General features: G+C 72.3%; 18 protein-coding genes. 13 read left to right on the forward strand and 5 right to left on the reverse strand.

Annotated elements, in window-relative coordinates:
* Positions 1-75 precede the first annotated feature (75 nt).
* The 3 genes from alr to tsaE all read left to right on the forward strand — a co-directional run bounded on the left by alr (position 76) and on the right by tsaE (position 3,056).
* Positions 76-1,236, forward strand: coding sequence for an alanine racemase (alr, locus tag ACZ4D5_RS17740; RefSeq protein WP_467773273.1), 1,161 nt, complete (start codon positions 76-78; stop codon positions 1,234-1,236).
* A 33-nt stretch (positions 1,237-1,269) separates the two neighbouring features.
* The gene (locus ACZ4D5_RS17745) at positions 1,270-2,466 is read left to right on the forward strand and encodes an alpha/beta fold hydrolase (protein WP_467773274.1); all 1,197 of its coding nucleotides are present in this window, start codon (positions 1,270-1,272) and stop codon (positions 2,464-2,466) included.
* 77 nt (positions 2,467-2,543) lie between these two features.
* Complete coding sequence (tsaE, locus tag ACZ4D5_RS17750) at positions 2,544-3,056, forward strand: tRNA (adenosine(37)-N6)-threonylcarbamoyltransferase complex ATPase subunit type 1 TsaE (RefSeq protein WP_467773275.1); 513 nt, start codon at positions 2,544-2,546, stop codon at positions 3,054-3,056.
* Between the two features lie 312 nt (positions 3,057-3,368).
* On the opposite strand, the gene ACZ4D5_RS17755 is transcribed toward tsaE, so the two are convergent.
* Positions 3,369-3,917, reverse strand: coding sequence for a hypothetical protein (locus ACZ4D5_RS17755; RefSeq protein WP_467773276.1), 549 nt, complete (start codon positions 3,915-3,917; stop codon positions 3,369-3,371).
* Between the two features lie 133 nt (positions 3,918-4,050).
* Here ACZ4D5_RS17755 and tsaB point away from each other — a divergent pair, with 133 nt between their 5' ends.
* Genes tsaB through ACZ4D5_RS17775 form a run of 4 tightly spaced genes read left to right on the forward strand, consistent with a single transcriptional unit; the run spans position 4,051 to position 6,593 of the window.
* Positions 4,051-4,707 (forward strand): tRNA (adenosine(37)-N6)-threonylcarbamoyltransferase complex dimerization subunit type 1 TsaB, encoded by a 657-nt coding sequence (gene tsaB / locus ACZ4D5_RS17760; RefSeq protein WP_467773277.1) that lies wholly within the window; start codon positions 4,051-4,053, stop codon positions 4,705-4,707.
* A gap of 44 nt (positions 4,708-4,751) precedes the next feature.
* Positions 4,752-5,234, forward strand: coding sequence for a ribosomal protein S18-alanine N-acetyltransferase (rimI, locus tag ACZ4D5_RS17765; protein WP_467773577.1), 483 nt, complete (start codon positions 4,752-4,754; stop codon positions 5,232-5,234).
* On the forward strand, positions 5,227-6,339 hold the full coding sequence (tsaD, locus tag ACZ4D5_RS17770; RefSeq protein WP_467773278.1) for a tRNA (adenosine(37)-N6)-threonylcarbamoyltransferase complex transferase subunit TsaD: 1,113 nt from the start codon (positions 5,227-5,229) through the stop codon (positions 6,337-6,339). The genes rimI and tsaD overlap by 8 nt, the downstream gene beginning before the upstream one ends.
* A complete protein-coding gene (locus ACZ4D5_RS17775) occupies positions 6,336-6,593 on the forward strand; it encodes a hypothetical protein (protein WP_467773279.1) in 258 nt (85 codons plus the stop codon). Before tsaD ends, ACZ4D5_RS17775 begins: the two co-directional genes overlap by 4 nt.
* Here ACZ4D5_RS17775 and ACZ4D5_RS17780 read toward each other — a convergent pair.
* A complete protein-coding gene (locus ACZ4D5_RS17780) occupies positions 6,590-7,204 on the reverse strand; it encodes a class I SAM-dependent methyltransferase (protein ID WP_467773280.1) in 615 nt (204 codons plus the stop codon). The two genes, ACZ4D5_RS17775 and ACZ4D5_RS17780, sit on opposite strands and share 4 nt — an antisense overlap.
* A 22-nt stretch (positions 7,205-7,226) precedes the next feature.
* Positions 7,227-7,907 (reverse strand): TetR/AcrR family transcriptional regulator, encoded by a 681-nt coding sequence (locus ACZ4D5_RS17785; RefSeq protein ID WP_467773281.1) that lies wholly within the window; start codon positions 7,905-7,907, stop codon positions 7,227-7,229.
* An 82-nt stretch (positions 7,908-7,989) separates the two neighbouring features.
* On the opposite strand from ACZ4D5_RS17785, the gene ACZ4D5_RS17790 reads away from it, so the two are divergent.
* The 3 genes from ACZ4D5_RS17790 to ACZ4D5_RS17800 all read left to right on the forward strand — a co-directional run bounded on the left by ACZ4D5_RS17790 (position 7,990) and on the right by ACZ4D5_RS17800 (position 11,259).
* On the forward strand, positions 7,990-9,501 hold the full coding sequence (locus ACZ4D5_RS17790) for an MFS transporter (protein WP_467773282.1): 1,512 nt from the start codon (positions 7,990-7,992) through the stop codon (positions 9,499-9,501).
* Positions 9,502-9,543: 42 nt separating this feature from the next.
* On the forward strand, positions 9,544-9,909 hold the full coding sequence (locus ACZ4D5_RS17795; protein WP_467773283.1) for a YciI family protein: 366 nt from the start codon (positions 9,544-9,546) through the stop codon (positions 9,907-9,909).
* A gap of 66 nt (positions 9,910-9,975) precedes the next feature.
* A complete protein-coding gene (locus ACZ4D5_RS17800; RefSeq protein WP_467773284.1) occupies positions 9,976-11,259 on the forward strand; it encodes an RNA polymerase sigma factor in 1,284 nt (427 codons plus the stop codon).
* A 50-nt stretch (positions 11,260-11,309) separates the two neighbouring features.
* On the opposite strand, the gene ACZ4D5_RS17805 is transcribed toward ACZ4D5_RS17800, so the two are convergent.
* A complete protein-coding gene (locus ACZ4D5_RS17805) occupies positions 11,310-12,533 on the reverse strand; it encodes a class I SAM-dependent methyltransferase (protein WP_467773285.1) in 1,224 nt (407 codons plus the stop codon).
* A gap of 82 nt (positions 12,534-12,615) precedes the next feature.
* Here ACZ4D5_RS17805 and ACZ4D5_RS17810 point away from each other — a divergent pair, with 82 nt between their 5' ends.
* The 3 genes from ACZ4D5_RS17810 (at position 12,616) to groL (ending at position 16,133) form a co-directional block, all read left to right on the forward strand.
* Positions 12,616-13,542: a polysaccharide deacetylase family protein gene (locus ACZ4D5_RS17810; RefSeq protein ID WP_467773286.1), complete on the forward strand. Its 927-nt coding sequence runs from the start codon at positions 12,616-12,618 to the stop codon at positions 13,540-13,542.
* 532 nt (positions 13,543-14,074) lie between these two features.
* A complete protein-coding gene (gene groES, locus ACZ4D5_RS17815; RefSeq protein ID WP_006347174.1) occupies positions 14,075-14,383 on the forward strand; it encodes a co-chaperone GroES in 309 nt (102 codons plus the stop codon).
* A gap of 127 nt (positions 14,384-14,510) precedes the next feature.
* Positions 14,511-16,133 (forward strand): chaperonin GroEL, encoded by a 1,623-nt coding sequence (gene groL, locus ACZ4D5_RS17820; protein WP_467773287.1) that lies wholly within the window; start codon positions 14,511-14,513, stop codon positions 16,131-16,133.
* 160 nt (positions 16,134-16,293) lie between these two features.
* Here the strand turns inward: groL and ACZ4D5_RS17825 are convergent, their stop codons facing one another.
* Entirely contained in the window at positions 16,294-17,067 is a 774-nt protein-coding gene (locus ACZ4D5_RS17825) for an SDR family NAD(P)-dependent oxidoreductase (protein WP_467773288.1), read from the reverse strand.
* Positions 17,068-17,075 lie beyond the last annotated feature (8 nt).

Consider the following 17,075-nt stretch of genomic DNA (forward strand, 5'->3'; position numbering starts at 1 on the left):
GCCCACGGGCCTCGTGGGCCGGGTGAGCGGCCGTGGGAACGGGGTTGTCGGCGCGCTCTGAGACACTTGTCCGCGATGAACGAGACAGCCGCCTTCCGTGTCCGCGCCGAGATCGACCTCGCCGCCCTGCGCGCCAACGTGCGCTCGCTGCGCGCCCACGCGCCGGACGCCGCGTTCATGGCCGTCGTGAAGGCGGACGCGTACGGCCACGGAATGGTGCCCTGCGCCGAGGCCGCCCGCGAGGCCGGCGCCACCTGGATCGGCACGGCCACGCCCGAGGAGGCCCTGGCCGTGCGCGCCGCGGGACTGCCCGGCCGGATCATGTGCTGGCTGTGGACGCCGGGCGGCCCCTGGCGCGAGGGCATCGAGGCCGATCTGGACATGTCGGTGAGCGCGCTGTGGGCGCTGCGCGAGGTGACGGACGCCGCCCGCGGGCTCGGCAGGACGGCCCGTATCCAGCTCAAGGCCGACACGGGCCTCGGGCGGAACGGCTGCCTGCCCGCCGACTGGCCCGAGCTGATCGCCGAGTCCCTGCGCGCCGAGGCCGAGGGACTGGTCAAGGTCACCGGCCTCTGGTCGCACTTCGCGTGCGCCGACGAGCCGGGCCACCCCTCGATCGCGGCCCAGCTCACGGTCTTCCGCGAGATGGTGGCGTACGCCGAGGAGCGGGGGATACGCCCCGAGGTGCGGCACATCGCCAACTCCCCGGGGACGCTCACGCTTCCCGAGACCCACTTCGACCTCGTCCGCCCGGGCATCGCGATGTACGGCATCTCGCCGAGCCCCGAGGTGGGCACCCCGCAGGACTTCGGCCTGCGGCCCGTCATGACGCTCAGCGCCTCGCTCGCCCATGTGAAGCACGCCCCGGCGGGTCACGGCGTGAGTTACGGGCATCACTACATCACCCCCGGCGAGACGACCCTCGGCCTCGTCCCCGCCGGGTACGGCGACGGGGTCCCGCGCCACGCCTCCGGCACGGGCCCGGTCCTCATCGGAGGCAAGTGGCGTACCGTCGCGGGTCGCGTCGCGATGGACCAGTTCGTCGTCGACCTCGGCGGGGACGAGCCCGAAGTCGGCGCGGAGGCAGTGCTGTTCGGCCCGGGCGACCGGGGCGAGCCGACCGCCGAGGACTGGGCGCAGGCGTCGGGCACCATCGCGTACGAGATCGTCACGCGCATCGGATCCCGCGTCCCGCGCGTCTACGTGAATGAGCGGCCCGGCAGCGGAGAGATGTGAACGGGCAGTCCGACCACTGAGTAGGAGCGGCACGTGAGCGAGAGCAGCACGGGGGCGGCCGCGGCGGAAGCGGTGACGGAAGTCGCCGCGGCGGCCGGCAACTGGCGCAGGGCCGGGGTGGCCGGCGCCGCGATAGGAGTCATCGCCGCGGGCGCGGCCGCGGGCGTCGCCATCGAGCGGCTCACGGTCGGCCGCGGCATGCGCAAGAAGGCGAGGCTCGCACTCGACTCCGCGGGTCCGTACGGCTCGCTGCGCGGCATGCCCGGCACGGCGTACGCGGACGACGGCACCGAGCTCTCGTACGAGGTCGAAGAGGTCGAGGCGGACAGCGACCAGGGCAGGCGGCGCCGGCTCTTCGGCCGCAGGGAGCCCGCGCCGGTCACCGTCGTCTTCAGCCACGGCTACTGCCTGAGCCAGGACTCCTGGCACTTCCAGCGGGCCGCCCTGCGCGGAGTCGTCCGCGCCGTCTACTGGGACCAGCGCAGCCATGCCCGCTCGGGGCGCGGGGTGGGCCAGGTCGAGGGCGATGTGCCGGTCTCCATCGACCAGTTGGGGCGCGACCTGAAGGCCGTCGTCGACGCCGCCGCGCCGGAGGGGCCGCTCGTCCTCGTCGGGCACTCCATGGGCGGCATGACGACCATGGCCCTCGCCGACCAGTTCCCCGACCTGATCCGCGAGCGCGTCGTGGGCATCGCCCTGGTCGGTACGTCGTCGGGGAAGCTCGGTCAGGTGAACTTCGGGCTTCCGGTGGCCGGGATGAACGCCGTCAGGAAGGTGCTGCCCGGCGTGCTGCGGGCGCTCGGCTCGCAGGCCGAGCTGGTGGAGCGGGGACGGCGGGCCACCGCGGACCTCTTCGCGGGCGTCATCAAGCGCTACTCGTTCTCGCGCAAGGACGTGGACCCGGCCATCGCGCGTTTCGCCGAGCGGATGATCGAGTCGACGCCGATCGACGTGGTCGCCGAGTTCTACCCGGCGTTTGCCGAGCACGACAAGGCGGAGGCGCTCGCGCACTTCGCCGGCCTCCCGGTGCTCGTGCTGGCCGGGGAGAAGGACCTGGTCACGCCGAGCGAGCACAGCGAGGCGATCGCCGAGCGGCTGCCGGACGCCGAGCTCGTCCTCGTCCCGGACGCCGGCCACCTGGTCATGCTGGAGCACCCCGAGGTGGTCACGGACCGGCTCGCGGAGCTGCTCGCAAGGGTGAAAGCAGAGGCGCGCAGCGCGGCCTTGTAAGGGTGGCGGCGGGAGACGGGCGGGCGCGGTCCCGGCGGCGGCCGATGCGAGGACCTCCAGCGGCTAACGTGGGCGGTATGGAAGCACCGCACCACCAGGCCCCCGCCAACGTACTCAAGATCACCGTCAACTCCCCCGAGCAGATGGGCGAGTTGGGCCGCCGCCTGGCCAAACTCCTGCGCCCCGGCGACCTCGTCATGCTCACCGGCGAGCTCGGTGCCGGGAAGACGACCCTGACCCGCGGCCTCGGCGAGGGCCTCGGGGTGCGGGGCGCCGTCACCTCGCCGACCTTCGTCATCGCCCGTGTGCACCCGCCGCTCGGCGAGGGGCCCGCGCTGGTGCACGTCGACGCGTACCGCCTGGGCGGCGGGCTCGACGAGATGGAGGACCTCGACCTCGACGTGTCGCTCCCCGAATCGGTGATCGTCGTGGAGTGGGGCGACGGCAAGGTCGAGGAGCTCTCCGACGACCGGCTGCACGTCGTCATCGACCGCGCCGTCGGGGACACGACGGACGAGGTTCGCGAGGTCACGCTGACCGGGCTCGGCGCGCGGTGGGCGGACGCGGATCTGGCCTCGCTCGCGGCCTGATCCGGCCAGGCAGCCGGGTGTTCTCGTAGGTTCGCCCCAACGTTCCGACAAGACGTCGGCAAGATGTTGCGCTGCCCGCGTCGCGCGTGGTCACATGGATACAGGTCCTGGTTAGGTCTACCTAACCACGTCTGCTCCCGGAGCTCCAGGAGGCATCCATGCCGGCTTCAGAACGTGACGCACAGCCGCAGCCGCACGGGCTGCCGGGGCCATCCGGTGCCGTGGCTCCCACGGGCCTGTCCATGAGTGATCTGCTGGCGTCGTGCGCCGCGGCGAGCGCCGTCTCCACGCCTCCGCGCGACCCGGCCCCGCTTACGGAACGACGACGACTTTCTGGTTGATCCCCGCGAACTCCCACATGGCGTCGCCATGGGCGCGGGACTCGCGGATGCCGCCCGTCTTCTTGTCCGGGTCCGGCTTCGGCGTCGAGCCGTCGACCGCCGCGCTGAAGCCGATCGTGACGCCCTCGACCGTGGTGAACCGGACGACGTGCTCGATCGGCGTGCCGTCCGTTCCGGTGACCGAACCCTGGCGGGAGCTGACCGTGTAGGTGCCCGGCGCGGGGTCGACCGTGCCCGGCGTGACCTCGAAGGTGAGCTTGGCCTTGCCGGAGGAATCGACCAGCCAGACGCGGTCGTCGCCCAGCGAGTACACGACCCGCTCGCCCGACCCGGACCGCGCGGGGACCGCCGTCGGGTTCTTCTTGTCCTTGGGGGAGCGCGGAGCGCTCGATGACGTCTTGTCGGGGGTCTTGGCCAGGCCTTCGGGTGCGCTGGCCGACGCCTGGTAGGCGAGGAAGCCGACCGCGGCGACCGCGGCGGCGGTGAGCGCGGCCACAAATCCCGAGCTGCTCCTTGACACCTTGCGCCACCCACTTCTTCGTACTGCGTCCGGCTACGAGGTGACGGTAGCAGCAGCCGCGCCCCTTCCTCCGGCAGCCGCACCCCATGCCGGTGCGGCCGTGCGACCGGCGTCGGAGCCGTAGGCTGTTCGCGTGCTCTTGCTCGCTCTGGATACCGCAACGCCCGCCGTCACCGTCGCCCTCCACGACGGCTCCTCCGTCGTGTCGGAGTCGAGCCAGGTGGACGCCCGCCGTCACGGAGAACTGCTGCTTCCGGCCGTCGACCGGGTGCTCGCCGACGCCGGACTGAGACTCGACGCCGTCACCGGCATCGTCGTCGGCGTGGGCCCCGGCCCCTACACCGGACTGCGCGTCGGCCTGATGACCGCCGACACCTTCGGCCTCGCCCTCGGCGTCCCCGTGCACGGGGTGTGCACGCTCGACGGCCTCGCGTACGCCTCCGGCATCGAGTCCGGCCCCTTCGTCGTGGCCACCGACGCCCGGCGCAAGGAGGTCTACTGGGCGCGCTACAGCGACGTACGCACGCGGGTGAGTGACGCGGCCGTCGACCGGCCCGCGGACATCGCCGCCGAGGTCGAGGGGGTGCCCGCCGTCGGCGCGGGCGCGCTGCTCTACCCCGAGACCTTCCCCGACGCCCGCGCCCCCGAGCACGTCTCGGCGGCCGCGCTCGCGTCGCTCGCCGCCGAGAAGCTCGCGGCGGGCGAGGAGCTCCTGGAGCCGCGGCCCCTGTACCTGCGCAGGCCGGACGCGCAGGTGCCCAAGAACTACAAGGTGGTCACCCCCAAGTGACCACCCAGGTGACCCAGGCGACCGAGGGCGCCGTGCTGCGCGAGATGCGCTGGTGGGACATCGACCCGGTGTTCGCCCTGGAGAAGGAGCTCTTCCCGGACGACGCCTGGTCGCGCGGGATGTTCTGGTCCGAGCTCGCCCACGCGCGCGGCCCCCTCGCCACCCGCCGCTATGTGGTGGCCATGGACGGCGACCGCCTCGTCGGGTACGCGGGGCTCGCCGCCTCCGGGGACCTCGCGGACGTCCAGACCATCGCCGTGGCCCGCGACCACTGGGGCACGGGCCTCGGCGCCCGTCTCCTCACCGACCTGCTGCAGGCCGCGACCGCCTTCGAGTGCGCCGAGGTCATGCTGGAAGTGCGGGTCGACAACACCCGGGCCCAGAAGCTGTACGAGCGCTTCGGCTTCGAGCCCATCGGCTTCAGGCGCGGCTACTACCAGCCCGGCAACGTGGACGCCCTGGTCATGCGCCGCACCGACCCCTCCACTTCCGTAACCGGCGTACAAGGAACCGAGATTCATGGCTGACTCGCGCGACGAACCCCTCGTCCTCGGCATCGAGACCTCCTGCGACGAGACCGGCGTCGGCATCGTGCGCGGCACCACCCTGCTCGCGGACGCCGTCGCCTCCAGCGTCGACGAGCACGCCCGCTTCGGCGGCGTCGTGCCCGAGGTCGCATCCCGCGCGCACCTCGAGGCGATGGTGCCGACCATCGAGCGCGCCCTGAAGGACGCGGGCGTGAGCGCGAAGGACCTCGACGGCATCGCGGTCACCGCGGGTCCAGGGCTCGCGGGAGCGCTGCTCGTCGGCGTCTCGGCCGCCAAGGCGTACGCGTACGCCCTCGACAAGCCGCTCTACGGCGTCAACCACCTGGCCTCGCACATCTGCGTCGACCAGCTGGAGCACGGGCCGCTGCCCGAGCCGACCATGGCGCTGCTGGTGTCGGGCGGTCACTCCTCGCTGCTCCTGTCCACCGACATCACCTCGGACGTGCGGCCGCTCGGCGCGACCATCGACGACGCGGCGGGCGAGGCCTTCGACAAGATCGCGCGGGTGCTGAACCTCGGCTTCCCCGGCGGGCCCGTCATCGACCGGTACGCGCGCGAGGGCGACCCGGAGGCGATCGCGTTCCCGCGTGGCCTCACCGGGCCCCGCGACCCCGCGTACGACTTCTCCTTCTCGGGTCTCAAGACGTCCGTCGCGCGCTGGATCGAGGCGAAGCGGGCCGCGGGCGAGGAGGTGCCGGTGCGGGACGTGTCGGCGTCCTTCCAGGAGGCCGTCGTCGACGTGCTGACCCGCAAGGCCGTGCGGGCCTGCAAGGACGAGGGCGTCGACCACCTGATGATCGGTGGCGGCGTGGCCGCCAACTCGCGGCTGCGGGCGCTCGCCCAGGAGCGGTGCGAGAAGGCCGGGATCCGGCTTCGCGTGCCGCGCCCGAAGCTGTGCACGGACAACGGCGCGATGGTCGCGGCCCTCGGCGCCGAGATGGTGGCGCGGAACAGGGCGGCCTCCGACTGGGACCTGTCGGCGGACTCGTCGCTGCCGGTGACGGAGCCGCACGTGCCCGGGCACGCGCACAGCCACGACCACGACCACGTGCACGAGGTCAGCAAGGAGAACCTGTACTCATGAGCGTCGCGCTGATGTGGGAGGCCCGTGCCGTCGAGGGGCGCGGGGCCGAGCTGCTCGCCTGGGCGCGGGCGCAGGAGCTGTCCGGGAAGCCGGTCCGCCGCGAGACCTTCAGCGCACCGCAGGACCGGGTCCTGGTCATCACCTGGTGGGACGCCGAGTACGACGCGGACCTGCCCGAACTGCCCGAGCCCTCACCGGAGTTGGTGACGCGGGCGGTACACAGGTGGCGGTTCGAGTCGGTGGAGGAGAGCTAGCCCTTTCCTCCGGTGCGCCGGGGGAGCGGGCGGCTGTAGGTCAACAGGTAGCGCCAGAAGAGGAGTTGGCGCACCCGGCTGCCGGGCAGGAGGCGGGCTGCCTCGGCGCGGACCTGCGGGAGGCGCATGTCCGGCTCGCGCACCGGGGCCTTGAGCGGGGGCGTGCGGTCGCCGCGCAGGCGCTCGCCCGCGTACACCGCGACCCGTGCCACCGCGTTGGCCGGGGACGCCACGACGTCCCACGGGGTCGTTCCGGCGTGGCAGCCGAGGACGAGCAGGCTGCCGCCGGGGGCGAGGGCCGCGCGCAGGCGTGTGACCGTGTCGAACGGCATGTGGTGCAGGCTCGCCAGGCAGGTGATGACGTCGTAGTGGCCGTCGGGCAGCTCTTCCCGGGTCACGTCGGCCCGGCGGAAGCGGGGCCCGCCGCCGGCCGCCTCCGCCTCGGCGATCACCTCCGCCGAGGGGTCGAGCGCGTCGACCTCGTAGCCGCGCGCCGCGAGGAGGCGGGCGAAGCGGCCGGTCCCGCAGCCGATGTCGAGGGCGGTGCGGCCGTGCGGCGGCAGGTTGCGCAGGAGCAGCCGGTGATAGTGGTCGTTGTGGTCGAAGGGCATGCGTAGGAGCCTGGCACACGCCTCAGCGGCCGGCTCCCGCCCGGCCCAGCAACCCGTCGACCACCGCGGCCAGTTGACGTGCGATGTCGTAGTCCTCGGTCAGTTCGGCCCAGCTCCCCGCGAGGGCCGAGAGGTGGGGGAGCTCGGCGGCGTCCGCGTCCGTGAGCATCTCGGGGAAGTGCCGCTTGCGGTCGGGGTCGGCGGCGCGGCGCTCCATCGCGTGGCGGAAGACCAGGTCGCCGTAGACGCAGTGCCAGACGGTCCGGTAGGCGCGCACGGCCTCGGCGGGCGTGAGGCCGCAGTCGATGCCCGCGCCGACGATCTCCTCGACCATCCACAGGGCGCCCTTGTCGGTGAGCTCGCCGAGGCTGAGCACCTCGACCACCCAGGGCATGCGCGCCAGCGTGCCGTGCATGTGCAGGGAGACGGCGAGGAGGCGGTCGCGCGGGTCGTCGGGGAGCTCGGGGCGGGGAACCGTGTCGGCGGTGCCGGAGAGCGTGAGCATCAGGAGCTCGTCCTTGTCGCGCACGTGGTGGTAGAGCGCCATCGGCGTCGTGCCGACCTCCTTGGCGACGCGGCGCATGCTCAGGGCGGCGACGCCCCCCTCCTGGAGGATCCGGCGGGCGGCGTCGACGATCGCCTCCGGCTCGATGCGGCGGGGGCGCCCCACGCCGCGCTTCTGCGCCTTCTCTTCTGCTGCCACCCGCCCATTGTCCCGCCTGCCCCGATGCTGTGGGCGATGCCCCCCGTGCAATTTCTATACGTCGTACAGTAATGTACCCCGCATGGTGCAGAACAAGGTGAACTCGAACGCTCCGCAAGGACGTTGGCTGCTTCCGGTGGTGCTCACCGTGCAGTTCCTCGTCTCCCTCGACATGTCCGTCGTCAACATCGCGCTGCCCGACATGGGCGACGACCTCGGCTTCGGCGACGACTCGCTGCTGTGGGTCGTCAACGCCTACGCGCTCGCCTTCGGCGGCCTGCTCATGCTCGGCGGGCGCCTCGCCGACCTGGTCGGGCGGCGGCGCAGCCTCGTCTGGGGCTTCGTGGTCTTCGGCGCGGCCAGCCTGGCGGGCGGGCTCGCCCTGACGCCGGGGCAGCTCATCGCGGCACGCGCGGTGCAGGGCGCGGGCGCGGCGGCCCTCGCCCCCGTGGCGCTCGCACTGATCACCGTCAACTACGCGGCGGGGCCCGCGCGTTCACGGGCGCTCGGCCTGTGGGGCGTCTCCGGCGCGCTCGGCGGCGCGGTCGGGATCATGGCGGGCGGCCTGCTCACCGACTGGGTGGGCTGGCGCTCCGTGATGCTGATCAACGTCCCCGTGGTGCTCGCCGCGCTCATCGCCGCGCGGCGCGGGGTGCCCGTCGACCGCCGTACGGGGCCCGCGCCGCGCCTGGACGTGGCGGGCGCCCTGCTGGTCACGGCCGGGATGGCGGTGCTCGTCCTCGGCCTCGTGCGCACCGAGACCTACGGCTGGGGGTCCGGCACCACGCTGGGCACGCTCGGCGCCGCGGTCGTGCTGCTCGCGGCCTTCGTCGCCGTCGAGGCCCGCAAGCGCGAGCCGCTGCTGCGGCTCGGCCTGCTCGGCACCTCCCACCGCCCGGTGCTCTCCGCCAACGTCTTCTCGCTGCTGATGTCGTCGGGGCAGTTCGCCGCCTTCTACTTCACCTCGCTCTACCTCCAGCAGGTCATGGGGTACGGGCCGACGGCGGCCGGCGCCGCGTTCCTGCCGTTCTGCGCGGGCGTCGTGGCCGGGTCGACGGTGGCGACCAAGGCCGTGGGGCGCCTCGGCGAGCGGACGCTGCTCGTGGCGGGCGGGCTGCTGGGGGCCGCCGGGTTCGGCTGGTTCGCGCTGACGGTCGAGGCGGGCGGCACGTTCCTGGGCTCCGTCCTCGGGCCCTCGCTGGTCGCGAGCGTCGGCATCGGCATGTGCTTCGTGCCGCTGGGCACGGCGGCGACCAACGGCGTCGCCCCCGAGGAGACCGGCATGGCCTCCGGGCTGCTCAACAGCTCGCGCCAGCTCGGCGGCTCGCTGGGCCTCGCGGTCCTGGTCACCGTCGCGGCGAGCGCCACGGGCTCGGGGCGCGGGCCCGCCGACCTGGCCGAGGGGCACGCGGCGGCCTTCGCGGTGTCCGCGGGGCTCCTGGTGGCGGCCGCGCTGGCGACGGCGGCGCTCCACGGCCGCCGCGCGCCCGCCCCGTCACCGCTGCGACCTGCGCAGACGTACGCCGCACAAGAAACGTCGAAAAATCTCGGCGACGATGTCGAAACGGGCGTCCCCCGTTCGACGCAGGGGTGAGAGGCGGGAAGAAGCCCCGCCGCCACCTGACGGGAGACCACCATGCCGCGCTTTCTGACGATGATCCGCATCGACGAGAACAACGTGCCCGAGGGCGGCCCGAGCCCCGAGCTGCAGGAGCGCATGGGCGCGCTGCTCGAGGAGATCACCAAGGCCGGGGTGATGCTCGACACCGCGGGCCTCCGGCCGACCTCCGAGGGCGCCCGCGTGACCTGGGACAAGGGTGAACTGTCGGTCACCGACGGCCCGTTCACCGAGACCAAGGAGGTCATCGGCGGCTACTCCCTCGTGCAGGCCAAGGACAAGGCCGAGGCGATCGAGTGGACCAAGCGGTTCCTGAGGACCCACGAGGACTACTGGACGATCACCGCGGAGGTGCGGGAGATCGAGGAGGCCGGCGGCTGCTGACCGCCGGGGCCGGACCCCGGCTCCCCGGCGCGCCTTTGCCGGGGCGGCGCGGGGGTGCTCTGATGGATGGCCGTGAGCCATCCGCCGGAGCACCCCCGCCGCACCACGCCCGACACCGTCGAAACGGTCTTCCGCATGGAGTCGCCGCGCATCATCGCCGGCGTCGCGCGGATCGTACGAGACGTCGGCATCGCCGAGGAGTTGGCGCAGGACGCCCTGGTGGCGGCCCTCGAACAGTGGCCCGAGCGGGGCGTCCCCGACAACCCGGGCGCCTGGCTCATGACCGCCGCCAAGCACCGCGCCGTCGACCTGGTGCGCCGCCGTGAGCGCTACGCCCGCAAGCTGGCGGAGATGGGCCGTGACCTGGAGACCGCGCCGCCCCACGGGGACGAGCCCGCCGAACTCGCCGACCCCGAAGCCATCGACGACGACCTGCTCCGCCTCGTCTTCACCGCCTGCCACCCGGTGCTCTCCACGGAGGCCCGCGTGGCGCTGACCCTGCGCCTGCTCGGCGGTCTGACCACCGCGGAGATCGCCCGCGCCGTGCTCGCGCCGGAGCCGACCGTGGCGCAGCGCATCGTGCGGGCCAAGCGCACCCTCGCCGCCAGGGGCGTCGCCTTCGAGGTCCCGTACGGCCCGGACCGCGAGGCCCGCCTCGGCTCGGTCCTGGAGGTCATTTACCTCATCTTCAACGAGGGGTACGCGGCCACGGCGGGCGACGACCTGCTGCGCCCCGCCCTGTGCGAGGACGCGCTGCGGCTGGTGCGCGTGCTCGCGGGGCTGATGCCCAAGGAGTCCGAAGTGCACGGCCTGGCCGCGCTGTTGGAGCTCCAGGCGTCGCGCTCGGCGGCGCGCACGGGCCCGTCCGGCGAGCCGGTACTGCTCAAGGACCAGAACAGGACCCGCTGGAACCAGATGCTGATCCGGCGCGGGTACGCCGCCCTGGCCCGCGCGCAGGCGGCGGCACAGGGCCCTCTCGGCTCGTACGCGCTGCAGGCCGCCATCGCCGCCTGCCACACCCACGCGCACACGTACGAGGAGACCGACTGGCGGCAGATCGCCGCCCTCTACGACCTGCTCGCGGCCCGCGCCCCGTCCCCGGTGGTCGAACTGAACCGCGCCGTCGCGGTCTCGATGGGCGAGGGGCCTGAGGCGGGCCTGGCCCTGGTCGACGCACTCGCCGCCGAACCGGCCCTGAAGGCCTACCACTTGCTGCCCAGCGTGCGGGGTGATCTCCTTGCCCGCCTCGGCCGACGGGCCGAGGCGCGGGCGGAGTTCGAACGGGCGGCGTCGCTGGCGCGGAACGAGAGGGAGCGGGAATTGCTCTTGGCTCGGGCGGCCGACTGCTGAGGCGTTGGCCGCGGGTTCGTTGTGGCTGGTCGCGCAGCTCCCCGCGCCCCTTACGGGGCCGGGTGGCCGATCAGCATCGTCGGCGCCCCCGCCACCCGCGTCATGAAAACAGTCGCCGCGTTCTTGCCCTGCGGCTTCACCTTCTTCCGCAGCTCCTCCGGCTCCACCGCCGACCCCCGCTTCTTCACCGTCAGGATGCCGACCTCCCGCTCCCGCAGCAGGGCCTTCAACTTCTTCACGTTGAAGGGGAGTTGGTCGGTGATCTCGTACGCGGTCGCGTACGCGGTGTCGTGGCGCTCGTCGGAGGTGACGTACGCGATGGTCTCGTCGACCAGCCCGCCCGCCACCTCCTCGGCGACCCGGGCGACCAGGTGGGCGCGGATGACGGCGCCGTCGGGCTCGTACAGGTAACGCCCCACGGGCCGCACCTCGGGGTCGGGCGGCATCGCGTCGAGCGAGGTCCACAGGGTGGCGCCGCCGGGCAGGAGCGTCGCGCGGTGCGAGGAGGGCGCGTCCGTGCCGAACCACAGCACGGCCTCCTTCACGTCGCCGCCGTCCGAGATCCACTCGGCCTCCGCCTCGGCGGGGACCGCCTCGTGGGGAATGCCGGGGGCGATCTTCAGCGCGGCACGCGGGGCCTCGAGCGCCGCCGCGACCGCCCAGGACAGGGGCGGCGAGTAGGCCTCGGGGTCGAAGATCCGCCCGCGTCCGCCCCGGCGCGCCGGGTCCACGAACACCGCGTCGTACGCGGACGTGTCCACCTCGGTGACATCGGCCTCGCGGACCTCGATCAGCTCGGAGAGACCGAGCGCCTCGGCGTTGGCGCGGGCGACGGCGCAGGTCAGCGGAGAACGGTCGACGGCGAGCACGGAGATGCCGACCCGCGCGAGGGCGAGCGCGTCGCCGCCGATGCCGCAGCAGAGGTCGGCGACGGACCGCACGCCGGCGGTCTTGAACCGCTCGGCGCGGTAGGCGGCGACGGACGTGCGCGTCGCCTGCTCGACGCCGTTCGGCGTGAAGAACATCCGGGCCGCGTCCTCGGCACCGAACTTCGCCGCGGCCCGCTGCCGCAGCCGCGCCTGGGCCAGGGCGGCCGAGACCAGCGGCGCCGGGTGCTCGCGGCGCAGCCGGGTGGCGGCGGCGAGCTCCTGGGCGGGCTCGACGTCCCGCACCTCGTCGAGCAGGGCCCGGCCCTCCTCGGTGAGCAGGGCGGCGAAGGCGGCGAGGGGGTCGTCGAGGCTGCTCGGCGTGTTCGGGTCGTTCACCTGCCCCATTGTGGGCCAGTCGGTGGATGGTGCGCGGCCGGTGGCGGTGTCGGCCCCTCGAAGGGGCCTTGAGCTGCGAGGATCCGGCGCCATGCAACTAGTACGACAAAACGAGGAATCCGCCGGAAGGCGGAAGAACCGGACACGTACCGCGCTGGCGGTCCTGACCGTCGCCGCGATCGCGTCGGGCTGTGCCTCCGGGGGCGACTCCGATGCCGTGAAGCCCGCCCACGGCCAGCAGCCGCTCCAGGCCCCGCCCGCCCGCGCCCTGGACTCCTACGCCCAGAAGCTCGGCGCGGCCCAGGCCGCACGCGCCGCGGCCGCCAAGCGCTGGGGCCTGGCCAGGACACCGCTGGTCGCGCCGCCGGCGCCGAAGACCAAGCCGCGGATCACCACCCGCAAGGGCTTCGAGGTCAAGGGTCAGTCGAGCCTGCCGCCCGTCTTCACGACGATCCCGACCACGGAGAAGGTCGTCTTCCTGACCATCGACGACGGCGCCGAGAAGGACCCGGCGCTGCTGAAGATGATGAGCGACCTGAAGATCCCGTACACCGCGTTCCTCAGCGACTACCTGGTCAAGGAGGATTACGCCTACTTCAAGAAGATGCAGGACCGCGGCGTCTCCCTGAACAACCACACCCTCAACCACCGCTACATGCCCGCGCTTTCGTACGAGGCGCAGCGCCGCGAGATCTGCGGCATGCAGGACACCATCGAGAAGCGCTACGGCAAGCGGCCCGAGCTCTTCCGTCCGCCCTACGGCAACTACGACGTCGACACCCTGCGCGCCGCCAAGTCCTGCGGCGTCAAGGCGGTGCCGCTGTGGGCGTCGGAGGCCTTCGCGGACCACATGGAGTGGCGCGAGTGGGACCGGGACCTGCACCCCGGCGACATCATCCTCACGCACTTCCGGGGGCGCGAGGACTGGAAGGGCACCATGCCCGACATGGTCCGCCGGGTCATGAAGACGGTCACGGACAAGGGGTACGCGGTGGCCAGGCTGGAGGACTACCTGTGACCCCCCGGGCGTGGGCGCGCCGCCGCCTCCTCGCCGGGGCCCTGCTGTGCGGCGTCCTCGCGCCCACGCTCCTCACGGGCTGCGCGGAATCGGTGGACCCGATCGAGAGGCTGGGCAGAAAGGCGGCCCAGAAGATGCCGCAACGAAAGCCGCCGGGACAGGCTGGTCCCGGCTGTGGGCAGGCGTTCCGCACGGCGGAACGGGTGGGCACGGCCCCACCTGCCGGGCAAGGGGAAACGAGGCGGCCCCGTGCCGCGGGCAAGGAACCGCAGGCCCACAGAACACGTTGCCCAGGCAAGGCCACAGAGGCGCCGACCTCGCCAGGGGGCACCCCATCCCCGTAAAGCCCGACGCAGTCGATTGGCACTCCGCTTGACCGAGTGCTAATCCCCGTCCTAGTCTCGCTTCTGGCACTCACCACTGGAGAGTGCCAACAGCGACGGGCAGGTCCGGCACCCGCGACGACGGATCCACCTGGTCGCCACACTCAGACTCTTAACCCCGTGAGATCTCCGAAGGGGGAGACCGGATCGTGACGACCGCCAGCTCCAAGGTTGCCATCAAGCCGCTCGAGGACCGCATTGTGGTCCAGCCGCTCGACGCCGAGCAGACCACGGCCTCCGGCCTGGTCATTCCGGACACCGCGAAGGAGAAGCCCCAGGAGGGCGCCGTCCTCGCCGTGGGCCCGGGCCGCTTCGAGAACGGCGAGCGCCTGCCGCTCGACGTCAAGGTCGGCGATGTCGTGCTGTACAGCAAGTACGGCGGCACCGAGGTGAAGTACAACGGCGACGAGTACCTCGTCCTCTCGGCTCGCGACGTGCTCGCGATCGTCGAGAAGTAATTCACCGCTTCACCTGCTTCACCAGCAGATTTGCTTTTGAGCTGCGCCCCTGGTCACCCCGCTGATTGCCGGGCGGCGAGGGGCGCGGTTCGTTCACCCGAGTTTTCGAGAGGGCTGAATCGCTCCCATGGCGAAGATCCTGAAGTTCGACGAGGACGCCCGTCGCGCCCTTGAGCGCGGCGTCAACAAGCTTGCCGACACGGTCAAGGTGACGATCGGCCCCCGCGGCCGCAACGTCGTCATCGACAAGAAGTTCGGTGCCCCGACCATCACCAACGACGGCGTCACCATCGCCCGTGAGGTCGAGGTCGAGGACCCGTACGAGAACCTCGGCGCCCAGCTGGTGAAGGAGGTGGCGACCAAGACCAACGACATCGCTGGTGACGGCACCACCACCGCCACCGTGCTCGCCCAGGCCCTGGTCAAGGAAGGCCTGCGCAACGTCGCCGCGGGCGCCTCCCCGGCCGCCCTGAAGAAGGGCATCGACGCCGCCGTCGCGGCCGTCTCCGAGGAGCTCCTCGCCACCGCCCGTCCGATCGACGACAAGGCCGACATCGCGGCCGTCGCCGGTCTGTCGGCCCAGGACCCGCAGGTCGGCGAGCTCATCGCCGAGGCGATGGACAAGGTCGGCAAGGACGGTGTCATCACCGTCGAGGAGTCCAACACCTTCGGCCTGGAGCTCGACTTCACCGAGGGCATGGCCTTCGACAAGGGTTACCTGTCCCCGTACATGGTGTCCGACCAGGAGCGTATGGAGGCCGTCCTCGACGACCCGTACATCCTGATCCACCAGGGCAAGATCTCCTCCATCCAGGACCTCCTGCCGCTGCTCGAGAAGGTCATCCAGGCCAACGCCTCGAAGCCGCTCCTGATCATCGCCGAGGACGTCGAGGGCGAGGCCCTGTCGACCCTGGTCGTGAACAAGATCCGCGGCACCTTCAACGCCGTCGCGGTGAAGGCCCCCGGCTTCGGCGACCGCCGCAAGGCCATGCTCGGTGACATCGCCACCCTCACCGGCGGCACCGTCATCGCCGAAGAGGTCGGCCTCAAGCTCGACCAGGTCGGCCTGGACGTGCTCGGCACCGCCCGCCGCGTCACCATCACCAAGGACGACACGACGATCGTCGACGGCGGCGGCAACGCCGGTGACGTCGAGGGCCGCGTCGCCCAGATCAAGGCCGAGATCGACGCCACGGACTCCGACTGGGACCGTGAGAAGCTCCAGGAGCGCCTCGCGAAGCTGGCCGGCGGCGTGTGCGTGATCAAGGTCGGCGCCGCCACCGAGGTGGAGCTGAAGGAGAAGAAGCACCGTCTGGAGGACGCCATCTCCGCGACCCGCGCCGCGGTCGAGGAGGGCATCGTCTCCGGTGGTGGCTCCGCTCTGGTGCACGCCGTCAAGGTCCTCGAGGGCAACCTCGGCAAGGACGGCGACGAGGCCACCGGTGTCGCGGTCGTCCGCCGCGCCGCCGTCGAGCCGCTGCGCTGGATCGCCGAGAACGCCGGCCTCGAGGGCTACGTCATCACCTCGAAGGTCGCCGAGCTCGACAAGGGCTTCGGCTTCAACGCCGCCACCGGTGAGTACGGCGACCTGGTCAAGGCCGGCGTCATCGACCCGGTCAAGGTCACGCGCTCCGCGCTGGAGAACGCCGCGTCCATCGCCTCCCTGCTCCTCACGACCGAGACCCTGGTCGTCGAGAAGCCGGCGGAGGAGGAGGCCGAGGCCGGTCACGGCCACGGTCACTCGCACTGACCTGAGCCTGTGACCGAGGTCCGGTTTTCCCTCACGGGGGAAAACCGGACCTCGGTGTTTTCGGGCGCCCCGAAGGGGCGCGGGGAACTGCGCGAGGGACGGACCACGACCCGCAGCCGGCGACCGACGGGCCTCGGCAGACGCAGTCCCGCTCCGGAAGCTACTGCGGGCCGTACTTGCGGCCCGTGCGAGACGTGACACCGCCCAGCAGCCCCCGCGGGGTCAGCTTCACCACGCCCATCAGGGCCTTGTACCTCGGGTCGGGGATCGACAGGGTCTTGCCGCGGGACAGGTCGGTCAGTGCCGCCGCGACCAGCTTGTCCGCCTCGAGCCACATCCAGCCGGGGATGTTGGACGTGCCCATCCCGGCCCGCTGGTGGAACTCCGTGCGGACGAAGCCGGGGCACAGCGCCATCATCCGCACCCCGGACCCCGCCAGGTCCTTCGCCGCGCCCTGGGTGAACTGCACGATCCAGGCCTTCGACGCGCCGTACGTCCCGCGCGGCACGAACGCCGCCACCGACGCGACGTTCACGACGCCGCCGCGGCCGCGCTCCCGCATCGACTCCGCGGCGGCCGACGTCAGCCGGAGCACCGCCTCGCAGTGCACCTTGAGCATGGTCAGCTCGTCGCTGAGCGAGACCTCCAGATAACGGCCCTTGTTGCCGAATCCGGCGTTGTTGATCAGCAGGTCGACCGGGTCCCTGCGGTGCGAGAGGCGCTTCTCGACGGACTCGATGCCCTCGTCCGTCGAGAGGTCCGCGGTCAGCACCTCCGCCTCGATGCCGTGCCGGTCGTGCAGTTCGGTCGCCTGCTCGTGCAGTCGCTCGGTGTCGCGCGCCACCAGAACGAGGTTGTGCCCGTCACCGGCGAGGCGCCGCGCGAAGGCGGCGCCGATGCCGGCGGTTGATCCCGTAATCAGAGCCGTAGTCATGGACCAAG

The sequence above is a fragment of the Streptomyces sp. NPDC025651 genome (assembly GCF_055558735.1).

Coding starts and splice junctions, on each gene's coding strand:
- alr (WP_467773273.1), top strand. CDS start 76: ATGAACGAGACAGCCGCCTTCCGTGTCCGCGCCGAGATCGACCTCGCC.
- tsaE (WP_467773275.1), top strand. CDS start 2,544: ATGGAAGCACCGCACCACCAGGCCCCCGCCAACGTACTCAAGATCACC.
- rimI (WP_467773577.1), top strand. CDS start 4,752: ATGCGCTGGTGGGACATCGACCCGGTGTTCGCCCTGGAGAAGGAGCTC.
- tsaD (WP_467773278.1), top strand. CDS start 5,227: ATGGCTGACTCGCGCGACGAACCCCTCGTCCTCGGCATCGAGACCTCC.
- ACZ4D5_RS17775 (WP_467773279.1), top strand. CDS start 6,336: ATGAGCGTCGCGCTGATGTGGGAGGCCCGTGCCGTCGAGGGGCGCGGG.
- ACZ4D5_RS17780 (WP_467773280.1), bottom strand. CDS start 7,204: ATGCCCTTCGACCACAACGACCACTATCACCGGCTGCTCCTGCGCAAC.
- ACZ4D5_RS17790 (WP_467773282.1), top strand. CDS start 7,990: ATGGTGCAGAACAAGGTGAACTCGAACGCTCCGCAAGGACGTTGGCTG.
- ACZ4D5_RS17795 (WP_467773283.1), top strand. CDS start 9,544: ATGCCGCGCTTTCTGACGATGATCCGCATCGACGAGAACAACGTGCCC.
- ACZ4D5_RS17800 (WP_467773284.1), top strand. CDS start 9,976: ATGGCCGTGAGCCATCCGCCGGAGCACCCCCGCCGCACCACGCCCGAC.
- ACZ4D5_RS17805 (WP_467773285.1), bottom strand. CDS start 12,533: ATGGGGCAGGTGAACGACCCGAACACGCCGAGCAGCCTCGACGACCCC.
- ACZ4D5_RS17810 (WP_467773286.1), top strand. CDS start 12,616: ATGCAACTAGTACGACAAAACGAGGAATCCGCCGGAAGGCGGAAGAAC.
- groL (WP_467773287.1), top strand. CDS start 14,511: ATGGCGAAGATCCTGAAGTTCGACGAGGACGCCCGTCGCGCCCTTGAG.
- ACZ4D5_RS17825 (WP_467773288.1), bottom strand. CDS start 17,067: ATGACTACGGCTCTGATTACGGGATCAACCGCCGGCATCGGCGCCGCC.